Annotated in this window: 16 protein-coding genes and 1 pseudogene; 6 read left to right on the top strand and 11 right to left on the bottom strand. The window is 53.0% G+C overall.

Going from position 1 to position 17,178, the window contains the following annotated elements; all coding sequences use genetic code 11:
• The first annotated feature begins 208 nt into the window (after positions 1–208).
• Complete coding sequence (locus tag BARVI_RS07970; protein ID WP_025278728.1) at positions 209–1,291, top strand: M20/M25/M40 family metallo-hydrolase; 1,083 nt, start codon at positions 209–211, stop codon at positions 1,289–1,291.
• Here BARVI_RS07970 and BARVI_RS12985 read toward each other — a convergent pair.
• Positions 1,283–2,227, bottom strand: a complete 945-nt coding sequence (locus BARVI_RS12985) for a glycosyltransferase family 2 protein (protein WP_025278727.1) — start codon at positions 2,225–2,227, stop codon at positions 1,283–1,285. The two genes, BARVI_RS07970 and BARVI_RS12985, sit on opposite strands and share 9 nt — an antisense overlap.
• A gap of 189 nt (positions 2,228–2,416) precedes the next feature.
• On the opposite strand from BARVI_RS12985, the gene BARVI_RS07960 reads away from it, so the two are divergent.
• Entirely contained in the window at positions 2,417–3,676 is a 1,260-nt protein-coding gene (locus BARVI_RS07960) for a putative DNA modification/repair radical SAM protein (RefSeq protein ID WP_025278726.1), read from the top strand.
• A gap of 16 nt (positions 3,677–3,692) precedes the next feature.
• Positions 3,693–4,466 carry a TIGR03915 family putative DNA repair protein gene (locus BARVI_RS07955; RefSeq protein ID WP_025278725.1) on the top strand — a complete coding sequence of 258 codons (774 nt, stop codon included), beginning with the start codon at positions 3,693–3,695 and terminating at the stop codon, positions 4,464–4,466.
• A gap of 15 nt (positions 4,467–4,481) precedes the next feature.
• Here BARVI_RS07955 and BARVI_RS07950 read toward each other — a convergent pair.
• A pseudogene (locus BARVI_RS07950) lies at positions 4,482–5,081 on the bottom strand (TolC family protein); the annotation flags it as partial.
• 147 nt (positions 5,082–5,228) lie between these two features.
• On the opposite strand from BARVI_RS07950, the gene BARVI_RS07945 reads away from it, so the two are divergent.
• Together BARVI_RS07945 and BARVI_RS07940 are read left to right on the top strand one after the other, a co-directional pair.
• Positions 5,229–5,612, top strand: a complete 384-nt coding sequence (locus BARVI_RS07945; RefSeq protein ID WP_232213968.1) for a hypothetical protein — start codon at positions 5,229–5,231, stop codon at positions 5,610–5,612.
• Positions 5,613–5,776: 164 nt separating this feature from the next.
• The gene (locus BARVI_RS07940) at positions 5,777–6,670 is read left to right on the top strand and encodes a DUF4377 domain-containing protein (protein WP_025278722.1); all 894 of its coding nucleotides are present in this window, start codon (positions 5,777–5,779) and stop codon (positions 6,668–6,670) included.
• 8 nt (positions 6,671–6,678) lie between these two features.
• Here BARVI_RS07940 and BARVI_RS07935 read toward each other — a convergent pair whose 3' ends face one another.
• The gene (locus BARVI_RS07935) at positions 6,679–6,867 is read right to left on the bottom strand and encodes a hypothetical protein (protein WP_025278721.1); all 189 of its coding nucleotides are present in this window, start codon (positions 6,865–6,867) and stop codon (positions 6,679–6,681) included.
• Between the two features lie 196 nt (positions 6,868–7,063).
• Here BARVI_RS07935 and BARVI_RS12980 point away from each other — a divergent pair, with 196 nt between their 5' ends.
• Entirely contained in the window at positions 7,064–8,089 is a 1,026-nt protein-coding gene (locus tag BARVI_RS12980; RefSeq protein ID WP_025278720.1) for a glycosyltransferase family 2 protein, read from the top strand.
• Between the two features lie 26 nt (positions 8,090–8,115).
• On the opposite strand, the gene BARVI_RS07925 is transcribed toward BARVI_RS12980, so the two are convergent.
• From BARVI_RS07925 to dut, 8 genes are all read right to left on the bottom strand, one after another.
• Positions 8,116–9,225: a glycosyltransferase family protein gene (locus BARVI_RS07925; protein WP_025278719.1), complete on the bottom strand. Its 1,110-nt coding sequence runs from the start codon at positions 9,223–9,225 to the stop codon at positions 8,116–8,118.
• A gap of 61 nt (positions 9,226–9,286) precedes the next feature.
• Complete coding sequence (locus tag BARVI_RS07920) at positions 9,287–10,294, bottom strand: glycosyltransferase family 2 protein (protein ID WP_025278718.1); 1,008 nt, start codon at positions 10,292–10,294, stop codon at positions 9,287–9,289.
• The gene (locus tag BARVI_RS07915; RefSeq protein ID WP_025278717.1) at positions 10,281–11,804 is read right to left on the bottom strand and encodes an oligosaccharide flippase family protein; all 1,524 of its coding nucleotides are present in this window, start codon (positions 11,802–11,804) and stop codon (positions 10,281–10,283) included. The genes BARVI_RS07920 and BARVI_RS07915 overlap by 14 nt, the downstream gene beginning before the upstream one ends.
• 74 nt (positions 11,805–11,878) lie before the next feature.
• Complete coding sequence (locus BARVI_RS07910; protein ID WP_025278716.1) at positions 11,879–12,814, bottom strand: GNAT family N-acetyltransferase; 936 nt, start codon at positions 12,812–12,814, stop codon at positions 11,879–11,881.
• A gap of 19 nt (positions 12,815–12,833) precedes the next feature.
• Positions 12,834–14,078 (bottom strand): murein hydrolase activator EnvC family protein, encoded by a 1,245-nt coding sequence (locus BARVI_RS07905; protein ID WP_025278715.1) that lies wholly within the window; start codon positions 14,076–14,078, stop codon positions 12,834–12,836.
• Positions 14,075–14,905: a DUF4292 domain-containing protein gene (locus BARVI_RS07900; RefSeq protein WP_025278714.1), complete on the bottom strand. Its 831-nt coding sequence runs from the start codon at positions 14,903–14,905 to the stop codon at positions 14,075–14,077. The genes BARVI_RS07905 and BARVI_RS07900 overlap by 4 nt, the downstream gene beginning before the upstream one ends.
• Positions 14,902–16,635, bottom strand: a complete 1,734-nt coding sequence (locus BARVI_RS07895; RefSeq protein ID WP_198015962.1) for a tetratricopeptide repeat protein — start codon at positions 16,633–16,635, stop codon at positions 14,902–14,904. Before BARVI_RS07895 ends, BARVI_RS07900 begins: the two co-directional genes overlap by 4 nt.
• Before the next feature lie 34 nt (positions 16,636–16,669).
• Positions 16,670–17,110, bottom strand: a complete 441-nt coding sequence (dut, locus tag BARVI_RS07890) for a dUTP diphosphatase (protein ID WP_025278712.1) — start codon at positions 17,108–17,110, stop codon at positions 16,670–16,672.
• Positions 17,111–17,178 lie beyond the last annotated feature (68 nt).

Here is a 17,178-nt window from a genome sequence, read left to right as displayed (position 1 = left end):
TTGTTCTTTCATTTTGTCAACTCAATGTGGCAAAACAAAGGGCTACTCCATCTATTCATCAATGTTTCAAGCTATTTATACCCCCAATCCGAAATAGTTAATAATGGTTAATATTTTATACCCGTTTCTCGACCTTTCCCTACAATCGCCGCAAGAAGTGACTGAGAAAGACAAAAATAAACTACTTTTGCAGAAAGCGAAGATGACCATGGAATCGAAAGACGAACTTTACTACATAGCGACCGACCTGCTGCGAAAGCTCATTCACACCCCCTCGATCAGCCGAAACGAGGAGGCGGCAGCCCAACTCGTGCACGATACTCTTGTAAAACAAGGATTTACCCCACACCGCATCGGCAACAACGTGTGGACCCTGGCCCAAGCCTACGACCCGGCCAAACCCACCCTGCTGCTCAACTCGCATCTCGACACCGTGAAACCGGCGGCCAGCTGGATTCGCGACCCCTTCACTCCCGTCGAGGAGGAGGGACGCCTCTACGGACTGGGCAGCAACGATGCCGGGGCCAGTGTGGTGTCGCTGCTCGGTGCTTTCCTGTTCCTGGCCTCGACCGAACAGCCCTACAACCTCATCTTCCTGGCCTCGGCCGAAGAGGAGGTGTCGGGAGCCAACGGCATTGCCCTGGCACTGGGCGAACTGCCGCCGATTGACTTTGCCGTCGTGGGCGAACCCACAACCATGCGTCCGGCCATCTGTGAAAAGGGATTGCTCGTGCTCGACTGCACCACCCACGGGAAGTCGGGACACGCCGCCCGCGAAGAGGGCATCAACGCCCTCTATCTGGCCACCGAGGCCATCGAACGGCTGCGTCGGTTCGAGTTCCCGCTCGTCTCGCCGTGGCTGGGTCGGGTAAAACTCACCGTCACCCAGATTCAAGCCGGGACCCAGCACAACGTGGTACCCGACCACTGTGACTTCGTGATCGACCTGCGCACCAACGACAGCTACTCCAACGCCCAAGCGGTCGAAATCCTGCGTGAGAATTTCCCCGACATCACCATCACACCCCGTTCGCTGCGGCTCAACTCCTCGTCCCTGTCGCCTCAGCACCCCTTCATACGGCGTTGTACCCTGGCCGGACGCGAGCCCTTCGGGTCGCCAACCCTCTCCGACCAGACACACATGACCTTCCCTTCGGTCAAGATAGGGCCGGGCGACTCGGCCCGTTCCCACACGGCCGATGAGTATATCGTCCTCGACGAGATACGCGAAGCCATCGAGCTGTACATCTGTCTACTCGACCAACTGGAAATCGGAAAAGAATCAGTGTAACAACCATTCGGCCAGAATAGCCGAACCGCGCCCCCCGTACGACACATAGCGATAGACCAGCGGCAGGAACCAGCGCAACGTGCGGTCGTGCCCGGCCTGCTCCATGGTCAGGCGATAAATCTCGGCCCCCCGCACACTCTTCTCGCGATGGCAGAGTCCAGCCACTACTATCTGTTTATAGAGCAACAGGCGATGCAGGCGCCGCTTATTGGGATAACCACTCCGTTCCACATCGTCATGAGCATGGGCAATGGCCCGCAAAATATCGTCGCTGTTGGGGGTATAGCGATAGCCGGTAATACTGTCGGCATGGAGATAGACATGGACCAGCGGCGGACGCTCGATCCACACCACCCGATCGGTCGTCAGCAGCAGACGCAGCCCCAGCTCCCAGTCCTCCCAACGCATATAATCTTCGTGCCACCCACCGACAACTCGCACCAAAGCCGTACGCACGGCATAACGCTGGGTTCCCAACGTACAGTGGAACAAATGTGGCTCCACCCGGTTCGAGAAAACAGCCTTGGCCCGATAAGGGCGACCCGTCTCGGGCACCATCTCGACCGTACAGCCCACGATGTCGGCCGACGGATTCTGCTCGAAAGCCTGCATATACAGCGCAATCGCCTCAGGGGCATAGGTATCGTCGCTATCGAAAAAAGAGACATACTCCTCCTCGACACACGACAGCCCCCGATTGCGGGCGGCCGAAGGGCCTCGCTTCGCCTCCTGAGCCACCGTCACCGCAAAATCGTCGCTTTCGTACCGGGCCTTCAACTCCTGGCACAGCGCCAGCGAGCGGTCGGTCGAGCCATTGTCCACCAGCACGACATGCAGGGGCCGGTAGGTCTGCGCCACGATTGAGGCAAAGGTCCGCACCAACTCCTTCTCCCGGTTATAGACGGGGACTACTATGGCTATCTTGCTCGGTTCCATCGGTACAAATATCGACACTTTTCTCCACTATTTATAATTTCTTTTCTTAAAATCGTCGCCGATGCGACAAAAACTCCGTAACTTTATCCTCCGGGACCACCAAGGCGACAGTTCCCACATCTTGGACGGCTCCTGTTCAATATATATTTGATTACCAACAATATACCTCTCAACCCATAGCATACCGTCATGACCGAAGAGACCCTAAGGAAATTGAAGATACTCACCGAGTCGGCCAAGTACGACGTATCGTGCTCGTCGAGCGGTACCGTGCGGTCCAACTCTCGCGGAGGACTGGGCAACACGGTGGGCGGGATAGGTATATGCCACAGTTTTGCCGACGACGGGCGTTGCATCTCCCTGCTGAAAACGATGCTTACCAACTCGTGCATGTACGACTGTGCCTACTGCATCAACCGGCGGAGCAACGATATTCCCCGGGCTACCTTTTCGGTAAGGGAACTGGTCGAGCTGACCATCGAGTTTTACCGGCGCAACTACATCGAAGGGCTGTTCCTCAGTTCGGGCGTCGTGCGCAACCCCGACTACACCATGGAGCGGCTGGTAGCTATCGTGAAAGACCTGCGCACGCTGCACCGCTTCAACGGCTATATCCACCTGAAAAGCATTCCCGGTGCCAGTCAGGAGCTGGTGAACGAGGCCGGGAAATATGCCGACCGCATGAGCGTCAATATCGAGATTCCCAACGAGAGTTCCCTGAAACTGCTGGCTCCCGAGAAGGATTTCAAGAGCGTCTATGAACCCATGACTTATATCCAGCAACAGACGCTTGCCGCCAAAGAGGAGCGCAAACGGTTCAAACATGCCCCGCGATTCGTCCCGGCCGGACAGAGTACGCAGATGATCGTGGGGGCCACCCCCGACCACGACCGTGACATCTTGCGGTTGTCGTCGGCCCTTTATGCCCGCCCCACCATGCGACGGGTTTACTACTCGGGATACATTCACGTCAACACCTACGACACGCGTCTGCCCATGCTGAAGCAACCGCCGCTGGTGCGCGAGAACCGCCTCTACCAGGCCGACTGGCTGCTGCGTTTCTACCAGTTCAAGGTCGACGAGATTGTCGACGATGCCAACCCCGACCTCGATCTCGAAATCGACCCCAAACTGGCCTGGGCGTTGCGACACCCCGAGGTATTCCCCGTCGACATCAACAAAGCTCCCTACGAAATGATTCTCCGGGTGCCCGGCATCGGCGTGAAATCGGCCATGCAGATTGTCAACTCCCGCCGCTTCGGGCGCATCAACAGCTACCACCTGAAAAAGATGGGGGTGGTGATGAAGAAGGCCAAGTACTTCATCACCTGCGGCGAACTGTCGTCGCCTACCGTCAACGAACTCCGCCCCGAGAACGTCAGGCGACTGCTGACCCCGTCGACCTCTCCGAAGCGGGACGACCGCCAGTTGCAGCTACCCCTTTTCTAACCCCAAACCTCGTCACGTGTCACTCGCCATCTTCCAATACGACCGCACTTTCGACGGCATGCTCACGGCCGTCTTCGACGCCTACGCCCGACGCACCTTTCCCCAGATCATACAGGGCATGGACGAGCCGCTGCCGTTGTTCCACGACGAAGTGCACCCGGTAATCACCGACGAGGAGAAGGCGGGCCGCGTGTGGAGGGCTCTCGAAAAGAAGCTCTCGAAAGAGGCGCTCTCGTGTATCACCGTGAGCTACCTGTCGGAGCTTCCCGAGCTGGACCTGCACCTCTTCAACTACATCTGCAAGAACATCGACAGCCCCGTGAGCCTCGAACGCAATTTTGCCGACGACGACATACGATTTGTCACCGACACCTTCCGCAAAGTACTCTACGAACGCCTGCGCATGATGCAGTTCCTCCGCTTCCAAAAGGCGGCCGACGGCACCTACTTCGGCATCATGGAGCCGCAGTACAACGTGCTGCCGCTGGCCATAGCCCACTTCAAGGACCGCTTTGCCGACCAGCCTTTCGTTATCTACGACAAGAGACGTCACTACGGCTATTACTACGACCAGCACGAGGTCACCGAGGTGACTTTCGACGAGAGCCTGCCCCACTTCGTCACGGGCCAACTGGACGAGTCGCTCATGGCCGACGACGAAAAGCTGTTCCAGGACTTGTGGCGCACCTATTTCAAGTCCATCTGCATACGGGAGCGACTCAACCCCCGCAAGCAACGGAAGGATATGCCCGTGCGTTACTGGAAATACCTCACCGAAAAGAACCGGTGACAATCGTCACCACGGTCAGTCGCTACCACCCCCCAACGCATGGTAGAGGGTGATGATGGCCTGGCAATGGGTGAAACTGTCCGACACCATATTCAACCGGGCGTTCAGCAACGACTGCTGCGCCGTGAGCAGTTCGAGATAGGTGGCATTGCCCGTCTTATAGAGAGCGGTCGAGGTCTCGACCGTACGTTCCAGCTCGCGGCACTGCTTCTGGTGAATATCGAGATTGCGTTGGGCCGACTCGACGGCATAGAGTGCGTCGCTCACCTCCTGCCCGGCATCGAGCAGTGTCTGCTTGTAGTTGAGCAGGGCAATCTGCTCCTCGTCTTTCGATACCCGCAGATTCGACACCAGCTTGCCCCGGTTGAAAATGGGCTGGGTCAGCGAGGCCACGGCCGAGAGAATCCACCCGCCGGGATTGGTCACCACCTGCCCCAAGGCATTGGTCCACCCGGCACTCCCCGACAGGGTGAGGTTGGGATAGAAGGCCGAACGGGCCTGATTGGTCGTGTAGTAGGCACTGGCCAGCGTCATCTCGGCCTCACGCACATCGGGTCGCTTCGAGAGCAGCCGCAGGGGAACCCCCACGTTGAAAATCTCGGGGAACTGCTGCCCGGCAAGACCGAAGCGAAGACGGCACTCGTGGCAAGGGTCGGTTCTCTTTTGGGCGGCAATAAGTTGAAAGCGGAAAGGGAGGAATTGCAGCAACGCATATCCGCCCTTGAAAGTCAGAACGAAGAATTGGTACGGCAGATTGAAACGATGGAATGGACACATAGGGAAGAACGCACCAAGTTCAACGAGTATATGGACAAGATACAGCGTTACTTCCCTTACGTGGATAAGTTGTTGCCGCTGATTGACTTCTGCCGGAACACCTTGAAATTCTCCGAAAGAGTAGTTCAGGAGTTGTGTAAATTGAAGAAAGTGAGGTTGAAAGGTGATTTCTATTCTCCCGAGTTCAACCGAAAGTTCCGAGACGAGAGTGCGGCTTTCTCGTTTGAGGAGGACAAGAACAGGAAAGGACACTACCATATATGCATGAATGACATTCCGCTTGTGCAATGGTTCAGACAGAAAGCGAATGAATGGAGAAACTGTTTGGGGATTACACCTACAAAGCAGGATAAAAGGCTGAAAATATAGAACGTACTCTAAAATCCACTCCAAAAGCAAATAAAAACATTAGAAGATAGGGGATTATCGGAAAAATCCCCTACTTTTGTAAGCGGATTGAGGTAACTTTCTCCGAAACATACGAGAAAAAGAACATTATCTTGGTAATAATAATCATCATACATTAGATTAAAATGAGAACAAAAGAATTGGGAGTATTGATTTTATTCTTCTGCGTCTTTAGCTTTATCAGCTGCGATGATAACGATGAAGAAGGTCGAAAAATAACTGGCTATAAAGAATTTGTACTGACTGTGGCATCTGAGAAAATACCGGGTGTCCTTTGGTCTGACGGATTTAATTACTTGTCAGAAGTTTATGCTGTAAAACAAGAGCAGTCCGATGAATGGAGTGCATGTGGCTCCATTGCTGGGTTTGAGTTTGAAAAAGGATATGAATACCAAATTAAAATTGGCGAAACCAGTTATTTGGATTATAGTATGGGAACTCCTGCATGGACAGAACGCAAGTTACTTGAAGTGATATCCAAAGATAAAAAAGACTCGGAAAACTTGCCATTACATCTTATTCCAAAAGCATATTACGACAACATTCCACTACCACAATACAGGTATGCGGTAGAAGCGGATAATAAAGAACTCATTGAACAGGATTTGAAAGACAACTCTCTTATTCCGTTGGATTATCACGATATGCTTTATCGTGATGAGGACGCTATCCTTAAATGTATAGCCTTACAAGATGACAACAAAGTGCTTGGTCCGTATATCATACAGTCCAAAAGTAAAGCACCGGAGGAAATGCCGGAGTCCTATAAAATACTTCCCCTGGATGCACGGATAGTCGGTTATGGAGAATGGATTTTTTTAGATGAAGCAGAAACCCCGATTGATAATCTGTCATTTGATGTATTTATGGGCTATGCTACTCAAACAAAAGATGTTGATAGAACACCAAGTGCCATCTATCTTTATAAAGACCTGACCGAGTATTACAAAACCAAATATCCGGAAGCCAATGTGGGAACGGTTGTGATATCTTATACGCTCTCTGCTGAAAGCCTTTAAGCCGAGCATTATATTTCTATTCCTTGTCCATTTTTGATTTTCCAATCATATTTCCCCTCTGCCACATCGCCAACCTCTTTGAGTGTATGGCGATGTTTTATTTTGTCAAAAGGCTGGCGGCTCTCCGCATAGCCACAGAGCCATGAAAAAAATACTATATTCTTCTTTTCATCCGCTTTATTTGTGTACATTTGCATCCGATAAGAGTTGTTTGACAGAAATACACCGCATATCACAGAATTTGCGACCGTTGCCAAGTCATTACCTCGCCCTTTGAGAAAAGCTCATAAGTAGCTTATTTCTAATACATTCCTATTTTAACATCGGATTTTTGAGAAAAATCACTACTTTTGTCTGAGGTCCGTTTCCTCATATCCACCGACTCGCAGACTTATGAATAATCCGCTCATCTCCGTCATCATACCGGTCTACAATGCCGAACCGTTCCTGCCGGCCTGCCTCGACAGCGTGCTGAGTCAGGACTATTCGTCGTTTGAGATTCTGGTCATCGACGACGGTTCGACCGACAACTCGGCGGCTATCATCGACCGATATGCAGCCCGAGAGCCACGTATCGTAGCCCTGCACCAAAGCAACGCCGGAGTATCGGCTGCCCGCAACCGGGGATTGGCCGAGGCCCGGGGCGAATACATCGCCTTCGTCGATGCCGACGACCGGGTAACCTCCTCCTACCTCTCCCATCTGCTTTCGGTGCAGGCCGACTTGATGATAGCTGGCATATCGCTACTTTATGAGTCGTCGGGACGAACGGAGTCTCACGGATTTGAACACACCCGCTCGGCTCACACCGATCGGGAACGGGGTATGATCTTTGCCGATGCCGAAATACACGACACCACCAAAGGGCCTTGCAACAAGCTGTTCAAGCGCGAGATTATCGAGCAGCATCACCTTCGCTTCGACCCGCGCTACTCCTATGGCGAAGATCACCTGTTCGTATTGGAATTTGTGAAACACGGCCAGTCGATAGCACAAATTGCCCACATCGACTACCTCTATATCCACCGCAAAAACCTATCTCTCTCCCACAAACTGCTACCCTACCGGCAACTGTCGGCCTACGCTCGCGAGGCCTATGTCCTGCGGCAAGGACTCATCGCCCAACTCGGTATCGACAATCGGGAGTACGACCGCTACCTGCTGGAAGAACGGGCACACCTCATCTACCAGTCGATTTACAGTCTGTATACAGCCGAGGGAAATTACCCCCCACAAGAGCGTTGGAAATTCCTGGAAGGGGTTTATCAACAAGACTACGACTTCGTGATAAAGGCGACCCGGCTACCCCTCATCTTCCGACTTATGAAGATGGCATTGAAATGGAAAAACCGCCCACTCACCGACGGCATGTTGCTGCTCCTCTCACGAGGGAAAGAGGGAATCAAGAAACACCTTTGAAATCAAGCCCTACTTACATTGGATAACTACTTGCAGCGAGCCCAAAAGTCGAGGAATCGCCGGGCTACCACCTCGTCGCGATTGTGCTTGACCACAAACTCGCGGCTGCGACGAGCCTGTTCAGGCAAACGTTCGGGGTGCAGCACAATATCTTCCAGTTGAGCTTCCAACTTCTCATCGTCGGGTATGGCATTCACGACAGGCCGGTTCTCGGTCTCCCCGATAAAATCGTAGTATTCGGGCTCGGCACCACTCACCGCAACCAACCCCTGAGCCATCGCCAGCAAAGCATTGGTTGCCGGGGTATAGCTGTACAGCTGGTCAAGCACTACATGCGACGACCTCATCAACCCCACATATTCGCTATAAGGACGATTCTCGACAAAAACCAACTCGCACTTGTCGGGGTGACGCTCCGCAACCCGACGGGCCGCAGCCCACATACGGTCGGTTCCCTTCTCGACCATACGGTCGCGATGTACCCCCAGGAAAAGTCTGACCCGCGATGGCACCTCATCGCCATGCGCCATCGTAAAAGAGTCGGTATCGATGGGAATGCCGGCATAGGCCAATCGCGAAGAATCGACCACCCGGCGACACGACTCGTTGTATTCATACAGGCCGCTCACAATCCCGCGCACACGGTCATATACATAATGGGTGTAATCGGTCAGTACCGGGGCCTGCCAGCGCCGAAGCTCGTCGGGTTGGGCAAGGGCAAGCGGCGAGGGTTGATTGCCTACTTTCCATTCGTTATACCGCAACGCACCCGACAGGCAAAAATCGATGTAGTAGGTATCGGTCCCCATAGCGGTGAGATAGACCGCCCCGTTCCTGGCAAGCAGGTGATCAAACAACAAGCGCAATCGACAAGGTTGCAAGGCGACAAATCCCGGTGAATTAATCTGTACGACATCAAATCCCTCCAACCGCGATTTCAAGAGCATATTCAATTTGGCCCACAGCAACAGTCCCCCCACCTTGTTCTTGAAAGGCCTCGACGTATCAATATCGCGGGCCGTATTCATCCACTGCGACCCGTCCGATGCCACGACCACCTCATGCCCCATTCTACGCAAGGCCAACGACAGGGCCCGATGATAATTGCTGTAATCACCTGCTAACAATATCTTCATGAACCTATACTCTCCTTCAATTTAGCTCTTTCTTTGAAACTTTATTCACTTTCCTCCGAACTCATCGGCCCAACAGTTTTCTTAAATGGAAATAGATGTTCTCGGATAAGAGAAAAAGTCTGAAATTCTTAAACGGATAGTAACCGATCTTGAACTTTAATGCGAGCCTTATCCTTCGGGCATCAATTGTTTCCAGTGCCGATGAGATTTTGCTCAATATCTCTTTTTGTTCTTCAACGGTAAAGTGCTGTTTGTTGTTGAAATAATACCAGTAAGCACCCACAACGTTGAGCCACCTTATGTTCTCATACAAATCGAAAATCTTGTCGGCGTCCGTCAGCGAACCTTCTCTCTCCTCTTTTTTAAGCAGCTGCAACAAGCTGTAATTGGCCGCAAGTATGTCGAATCTCCGTATGGAACATGAGTTGGTCATCGATTCCACATGTCTTCTGTAAAAGTATTTACCTTCCGACATAACGACTTTGCGTGAATGCAGGTAATGCAATCGGGTTGCATTCTCATCGCTGTAAAGCAAGGTTGAGTTGTCGAACAAATATTTCTTGTGTATTTCAGCGCGGAGCATATATAAGCCATGTATACTCCAATCGAGGCTGAGTACGAATGCCTCCTCGCCGCTTATACATTTTTTATCGGTTTTATTTTTGTATTCGACCATCTTCCCGGTCTCTTCATAGTATTGCATCAACCGAAACAGGGAGGCATCGGCATCCGGTTCTGATTCTATGGCTTCAACGGCTTTTTCTATCGAGTCGTCGGAAAACCAATCGTCACTGTCGAGCATGGTAATGTATTGTCCAGAAGCAACTTTCAACCCCTCGTTTCTTGCATTGGCCAAGCCTGAGTTTTTTGACAGTGTCAAAACCTTTATTCGGTCATCGGTCAATGCATATCTGTTCAAGATATCGGCCGAACTATCATTTGAGCCGTCGTCAATACATAGTATTTCAATATTCCCGTAAGTCTGCGACACAAGAGAATCCAGGCATTTGCCGAGATATTTCTCGGCATTATAAACGGCTACCAAGATAGATACTTTACTGGTCTGCATTATCCTTACCCTTTTTCACTTTATTCATTATTTTACTGATGATATTCATCTCCCTGTTGAGTATATACAACGATATGGCAACCGAGATAAACACACACACAGGCCCAATGGTCCATTTGATCATAGGGTTTTCAGAGAACGATACTACAATACAGCTCACTAACAGGACAAACTGTGCCAAATATAGAGGCATGGGAGTAAAACTGAATTTGAATCCATATTTCCATCTGTGTGTCAGATGTATGACGAGCATATCTACAAATCCCGCTACCGAAAGGGCAATTCCCGTACCGGTGAGGCCTGCCATCTTGTATCCGACAGGTATGGCTATCGCTACAAAAGCGTCGTAAATAAATTCTACGGTAAGAAACATTTTAGAATCTCCGACGGCCAACGGGAGATAAGCTGCCGGAAGAGTCAGTGACTTGAAGTACATGTAAAGTGCAGCACATGTGGCCATCGGGATTGCAGGCGTAAACCGGTCGGTAAACAGAATCTGTACAATCAGAGGCATAGCCATGACAAAAATGGTAAGAAATGGCGACATCAGCAATACACAGGCTTCAATCTGCCGGTTGATGGTCACATTCATTTTCTTCTTATCGAAACATGCCACTGACAGGCGAGGGAAGTAATCGGTTTCAAGAGCAACAAATATCACAGAGGCATACGTCACAGCCATCATGTATCCGCTGTTGTAAAATCCCACATCGTCAAGTCCACCAAGATCGAGTAGGGCTATTCGTATCAACAGCTCGGCTCCTTGCCCGAATACACCGGACAAGATAAATGCAACACCAAGTTTTATGAGCGGTATCCCCTTTTTTATGTTGTTCATGGAACGCCATGTTGCCTGCCACGGATAAGTTTTTGTGGAATAGTGCAGGTGTATTACCGTCACAGCAAGATTGCTTAGAAGCAATGCGGGTACTATACCTTTTATCCCCAGCCAAATATACAAGGGCGTACTTAGTATCAAGGTAGAGGCGGCTCCAAATACCGATATGAGAGCTACACGTTTCAGTTGCCTGAGACCTTTCAGAATGGCAATTTCACCCCCTATGATGCTCATCATTGCAACGATGGGCGAAATGGCGCAAAATATTGCCGTATATTCGTAATTTTTGAAAGTCCACAGGCTCAGTAACGGTGAGATGGCGCAACAGACAACCATGCCAAATATCGCGGTCATGAGGCTCCAAGTCCTGACAGTATCGACAAAATCGGCAATTTTCCTCGTGTCTCCTTCGTCAAAAAGCTCCGATACATTTCTGACAGCGCTAAATGATATGCCGAAATTTGTGGCTTCGCTCAGGAGTCGAACTACGTTGTTGTAAATATTAATCAAGCCCAACCCCGAAGGCCCCAACAAGGCCGCTGTCAATTTGTTTCTGATTACACCGACAAGCATAGTCACCCCCTGCACACCACCAAACAAACCCGTATATTTTATAATATGTTCGTATGTGGCGTCCTCCTGTCCTACTTCTTTTGTCGGTAACTCGCTCATTTATATAATTTTGAATCCGGTTTCCTTCACAATGGCACGGTATATCGTTTTATCCTCCCCGCCGGGCATACCGGTTATAAGTCTATTTCGTAAATATTGTAGGCGACGCCCCGGCACCCGAACCCCTCTTTCTGAGTGATGAGCCCCTCGTTGAGGTAGTGGCCCATCTCCTCGGTCGACTGCCCGAAGTCGAACCACTTGCGGGAGGCGAATACCTCGCCGATGATTTCCCCGTACAACAGGTCGAGAGCTCCCGAGTGCTTCCCCTCGTGCGAAGCCGAGGTGTATTGCGCGTGGGCCACGATACCCGTGTCGTAGATGACACTACCGGCCAGCACCTCGTCGCCGCGCAGGGTGACAAAGTGGCGTATGCGGTCGGGAAAACGGCTGTGCAGCAGTTCGATCTCGGCCAGCGAATGGACCGGCTTCACCCGATAGCGCTCTTGCAGATTGGACTCCAACACTTGCCAGAAGGGGGCGAAATCGGTTGTCTCGACCACCTGCAAACCAGCCTGTACGGCCTTCTTCATGCGGCTGCGGCGGTCGGCCCGGAAGCGCAGCGGATTCTCCTGCTGCACTGCCGACGAGATGTTGCACCCCACCCAACGGGCACCCAGTCGGAAGAGAGCATAGAGGTCGGCCTCCGACGGATAGCGGTGATAGATATGGGGCACACATTTATAGACCCATTTGACGAACCGTTCCTTGCGCAGAAAGTCGGCAATGAGCTGCATGATTGCGAGCACCTGCACCGTGGTGTTGCGGGTGGTCATGATCAGACCGCCGTAGGTGAGGCCGGCGTGTGAATAGAGCACATCGCCCTGCCGGTTGGCCGGCAGCAGCGCCAGCAGTTTGTTATCGTCGTAGACCAGCAGCGAATAGTCGGTAAAGCGGTCGGCGTGATACTCCATGTATTCGCGCAGAAACAGAAAAGTACCGTTCGACGATTCGTTGACGAAATCGTTCCAGTCGCGGTGATAGGCCGCCGTGTATCGGTGTATCTCCATCATAGGGGTCTCTCCTTGTCGGTTACATGTTCAACCACGATTCGGGATTCAGCTTCGTGCGCTCCTTCCACAGCTGGAAGGTCAAGATGGTGCGGTTACCGTCCTGCGAGTCGGAGTAGATCTTACCCAGGTTCTGCCCGGTCTTCACCTTCTCACCGGCCCGCACATAGACCTCGCTCAGGTTGGCATAAATCGTGAGGTAGTTACCGTGACGCACGATGATGGTGCTGTTGTAGCCCGGGGTCACAAAGATGCGCGAAACCACGCCGTTGAAGACGGCGCGTGCTCTCGTACCCGGTGTCGTCTCAATGTCGATACCGCTGTTCTCGGTCTGCACATAGCGCAACTCGGGGTGCTGCTGACGGCCGAAGTGGGCCACAATCTTGTAGCTGCCCGAGAGCGGGAAGGGCAACTTGCCCTTGTTCTTCGCGAAGCTGCCCGACAAGGCCAGCTCCTCCTTGGTCATCTTGTAACCCTTGGTCGAACGCTTGGCTGTCGAGCTCTTTCCGTCGGCCTTGTCGGCCCGTTCCGACGACTTGCGCTCCTCCTCGGCAATGAGTTGCTCCAACTTGCGGTCGAGTGCCTCGGCCTGTTTGCGCTTGCGGTTTATCTCCTGTTTCAGCTGTTTCTCCTGTTTTTTCAGTCCGGCAATGAGGTTGCGCTTGCTGCTCTCCTGCTTCTGCAACACCTCGGCCTCGGCACTGCGCTCCTTCAACACGGCATTCTTCTCGGCCACACTCTTGGCCAACTGCTGCTGCAACTCTTCGAGCTGCTGTTTGCGCTCGGCAATCTCGGCCGCCTGCCGTTTGCGCCAGGCCGAATACTCTTTCAAGTACCGGGCCCGCCGATACGACTCGCTCAACGACGAGGCCGAAAAGATGAACATCAGTTCGTCATACTCCGACCGCCGGTGTCCCATGCGCTTCACGGCACCGGCATAGCTGCGCTTCTTGGCCGTGAGGTCCTTCTGCAACAGATAGATGGTATCTTTCACCGCCCGTTGTTTGCGGTTGATGGTGGCAATCTCCTTGTTGATTTTGGCAATGAGGTTACGCTGCTGCTTAATCTCGGCCGTGATGCTGTTCAACTCGTTGAGTGAACTCTTGGCGCTGCGCAGCGTCTTGTTCAGTTTCTTGTTGGTCTCGTTCAGCTCTTTCAAGGTCTGCTCCCGATTCCGGCGCAGCTTTTCCATTTCGAGGGTTTGGGAGAAGAGAGCCGTCGAAGCCCCCAAACCGATTATACATAACAGGATCAACCACCTTTTCATAACGACAACTCCTTTAACAACTGCGTGGCCGTGACACGCGTATATCTTGACAAATTGGGTTTCTCTACACTCACACTCCCGTTCCAGGCTACCGACGAGGCATCATAGTGCAGGTTGAGCGACAGCGGCAGGCTCAGCCCCGTGAGGGCCAGTTGCATGCTTGTAGGGAAATTGTCGCTCTGCCCCTGCCTGATGAAATCGGCATAGTGACACGCCACCGACTTGCGGCCGTCGGCCGAGGTGCATTTCGTCGAGAGCAACTTCGTGCCGTTCAGGTCGAAGCGATAGCCAAACCGGGCATCTTGCCGGCGGGGCAACAGCGACCAGCGCGACGAACCCGAGGCCACCACCTCGAAATCGTCGATGCGATACTGACCCGATGTCGTATCCAACAGGAAGATGCGGCCCAACAGGGCATCTTGCACCGTAGCCAGCGAGAAGGTCTGGGCGAGTTGGTTGCCGATGTCGGCCAGCGACTCGGCCATGTAGCGCCGCTGCATCTTGTCGACAAGGAAGAGGCTGTCGCGCGTCATGTAGAGACGGGCCACCTCGATACCCAGAAAAATACGCACCGAGATTTGCAGCGACTCGCCGCGCACCATGCGCACCTGGGTCGAGGCACTCAGCGAACCGCCCTGCCCCAAAGCCAGGTCGGCCGACCCCTTCGACGAGAAGGTACTCCACTGGGGATACGAGGCGACGAGATTCTCGAAATCGTTCCGGATCTCCTGCGGCACCGACTGGCCGGTGGCCAGCTCTTTTCCCCCTTTACAGCCAGCCAAAACTGAGAGCAACACGATGCAGAGTGCTATGGGTATATACCTCATGGTTCAATATATTTCTTTTGCTTGATTTTCTCCTTCAACAACTCGGCCGACTCGCTCCCCGCATCGAGTGCCTTCTGCCAGTACTCTACCGCCTCGTCGACCTCGCCCAGCATATAGAGTATGTCGCCATAGTGCTCAAACAGTTCGGCACTGGCTTCCTGACTCTTGTCGAGGGCATTCTTCATGTAGAGACGAGCCAGCGAATAGTCGCCCTTCTTGAAAAATATCCAGGCATAGGTATCGAGATAGGTGGCATTGTCGGGCTCGGCCTTCACCGTCTGGGCGCTCATGCGCTCGGCCTTGTCGAGGTCGCGTCCCTCGGTGGCCAGGAAGTAGCTGTAATTGTTCAGCACCGCTATGTTCGAGGCGTTGTACGACAGGGCCTTGTCGTACATCGACAGAGCGGCCGAGTCGCGCCCCACTTCGAGATAGATGTCGCCCATCTGTCCGTAGAAGAACGACCTCGTTTCGTTGTCCCCTTCATCGACATAGGTGAGCCCCGTCTCCAACATGTCGAGGGCCTCGGCATAACTCTTGGTCTGGGTACTGGCCACCGCCACATACATGTAGATATCCTTCTGGTCGGGCACATACTGTATGGCACGCTTCCCCACCTCAATCACCTCGGGGTATTTCTCCTGATAGAGATACAGCCCAATGAGCTGCAACCAGTTCTCGGGGTTGGTGGGAGCCAGATCGGCAGCGATGGCATACTGCTCCTCGGCCCGGGTAAACTCCTTCCGGCTCGACAGATACATGCCGAAGAGCCGATGCACGGGCTCCTCCTGCGGGTATTGTTCGAGCATGTCGGCAAAGAGCGAATCGACCCGGTTCAGCTCCTGCTTCTTCTTCATGAGGTCGATGATGTAGGTGCTGAAAATATTCAGTTTCGTATTCACGTCGATATGCCTGTTCATCAAGGCATTGCGAATTTCGTTATTGTAGGCGATGGAGTCGCCCTTCTTCTCGTAGTAACCGGCTTTCGACAGATAGACGTAGCCGTTCTTGGGTTCCAGGGCCAAAGCCCGGTCGTACATCGATAGGGCGGCCGAGTCACGACCCACTTCGAGATAGATGTCGCCCAGCAGCCGCATGTAGTCGGTATTCTGGGGGAAGGTGCGCTGCAACTTCTCGGCCTCGGCCACCATGGCTTCGCGGTTGCCCATATACCCGTACAATTTCAGTTTCTCGATGGTAATCGGCTCCATCATGCCCATGGCCGACTCCAAACTGTCGTAGCAGGCCACGGCCGATTTCAAGTCGCCTTTGGCCGTATAGGCCTCGGCCAGAGCCGAGTTGATTTCGCCCTTGTCGGGATTCTGTTTGAGCAGGCGCGACCAGATGCGTATCGCCTCGTCGTGCTGCCCGCTCTGTTGCGAGAAATTGGCATACACCACGTTGTACCAGTAGTTCCCGGGGTACTGTTCGGCCGCATACCGCAAGTCGGTACGGGCCTGCTCGTAGTTGCCCAGTTGCAGGTAGTAAGGCGCCAGGAAGAAGCGGGCGGCCGCACTGGTCGTATCGATTTCGGCAGCCCGGCACATCAGGTCGAAAGCCGCGTCGTTGTGGCCGAGAGCCTTTTGCCGCTCGGCCTCCAAGTAGAAATATTCAAACTTCTGGCGAGCCTCGTCCGACAACTCACCCCCGGCCGTGTTTCGATACAGGCCACAACTCGTCAGCACGAGGCAGAGCCCGGCACACAGCCACACAATCGATCTGTATCTTTGCATTCCTATCCCCATCGTTATTGTTTGGGAAGACTGTTTACTTTACACCCGTATGCCCGAAACCGCCGGCACCGCGCTCGGTCTCGTCGAGCGACTCGACCTCGTCCCATTCGACCCGGCAATACTCCTTCACCACCATCTGGCAGATGCGCTCGCCGTCCTCGATGGTAAAAGGCTTGTCCGACACGTTGAGCACGATGATGCCCACCTCGCCCCGATAGTCGGCATCGATGGTGCCCGGCGTGTTGGGAATCGTGATGCCGTGTTTCAAGGCCAACCCGCTGCGCGGCCGTATCTGAGCCTCATAGCCCTCGGGCAGAGCAATATAGAGGCCGGTAGGTATGAGCATACGTTCGAGGGGTGCCAGGGTCACCGGCTCCGACAGGTTGGCACGAATATCCATTCCGGCCGAAAACAGCGTACTGTAAGAGGGCAGCGCATGGTGCGACTTGTTGACTATCTTGACAGAGACTTTCATCGGGATATACTTTTATAAAGACTACTTATTTTCACTCTTTTAATCTGCGAAAATAACGAAATACTCTC

Origin of the sequence: Barnesiella viscericola DSM 18177 (assembly GCF_000512915.1) — a bacterium.
GTDB classification, from domain to species: Bacteria; Bacteroidota; Bacteroidia; order Bacteroidales; family Barnesiellaceae; genus Barnesiella; species Barnesiella viscericola.
Note: the sequence above shows the minus strand (reverse complement) of the source record. Positions and strands in the feature narration are given on the sequence as shown.

Bases quoted from the DNA above. Each gene is read 5' to 3' on its own strand.
- BARVI_RS07970 (WP_025278728.1), top strand. From the start codon at position 209: ATGGAATCGAAAGACGAACTTTACTACATAGCGACCGACCTGCTGCGA.
- BARVI_RS12985 (WP_025278727.1), bottom strand. From the start codon at position 2,227: ATGGAACCGAGCAAGATAGCCATAGTAGTCCCCGTCTATAACCGGGAG.
- BARVI_RS07960 (WP_025278726.1), top strand. From the start codon at position 2,417: ATGACCGAAGAGACCCTAAGGAAATTGAAGATACTCACCGAGTCGGCC.
- BARVI_RS07945 (WP_232213968.1), top strand. From the start codon at position 5,229: ATGGAATGGACACATAGGGAAGAACGCACCAAGTTCAACGAGTATATG.
- BARVI_RS07940 (WP_025278722.1), top strand. From the start codon at position 5,777: ATGAGAACAAAAGAATTGGGAGTATTGATTTTATTCTTCTGCGTCTTT.
- BARVI_RS07935 (WP_025278721.1), bottom strand. From the start codon at position 6,867: ATGCAAATGTACACAAATAAAGCGGATGAAAAGAAGAATATAGTATTT.
- BARVI_RS12980 (WP_025278720.1), top strand. From the start codon at position 7,064: ATGAATAATCCGCTCATCTCCGTCATCATACCGGTCTACAATGCCGAA.
- BARVI_RS07925 (WP_025278719.1), bottom strand. From the start codon at position 9,225: ATGAAGATATTGTTAGCAGGTGATTACAGCAATTATCATCGGGCCCTG.
- BARVI_RS07920 (WP_025278718.1), bottom strand. From the start codon at position 10,294: ATGCAGACCAGTAAAGTATCTATCTTGGTAGCCGTTTATAATGCCGAG.
- BARVI_RS07915 (WP_025278717.1), bottom strand. From the start codon at position 11,804: ATGAGCGAGTTACCGACAAAAGAAGTAGGACAGGAGGACGCCACATAC.
- BARVI_RS07910 (WP_025278716.1), bottom strand. From the start codon at position 12,814: ATGATGGAGATACACCGATACACGGCGGCCTATCACCGCGACTGGAAC.
- BARVI_RS07905 (WP_025278715.1), bottom strand. From the start codon at position 14,078: ATGAAAAGGTGGTTGATCCTGTTATGTATAATCGGTTTGGGGGCTTCG.
- BARVI_RS07900 (WP_025278714.1), bottom strand. From the start codon at position 14,905: ATGAGGTATATACCCATAGCACTCTGCATCGTGTTGCTCTCAGTTTTG.
- BARVI_RS07895 (WP_198015962.1), bottom strand. From the start codon at position 16,635: ATGCAAAGATACAGATCGATTGTGTGGCTGTGTGCCGGGCTCTGCCTC.
- dut (WP_025278712.1), bottom strand. From the start codon at position 17,110: ATGAAAGTCTCTGTCAAGATAGTCAACAAGTCGCACCATGCGCTGCCC.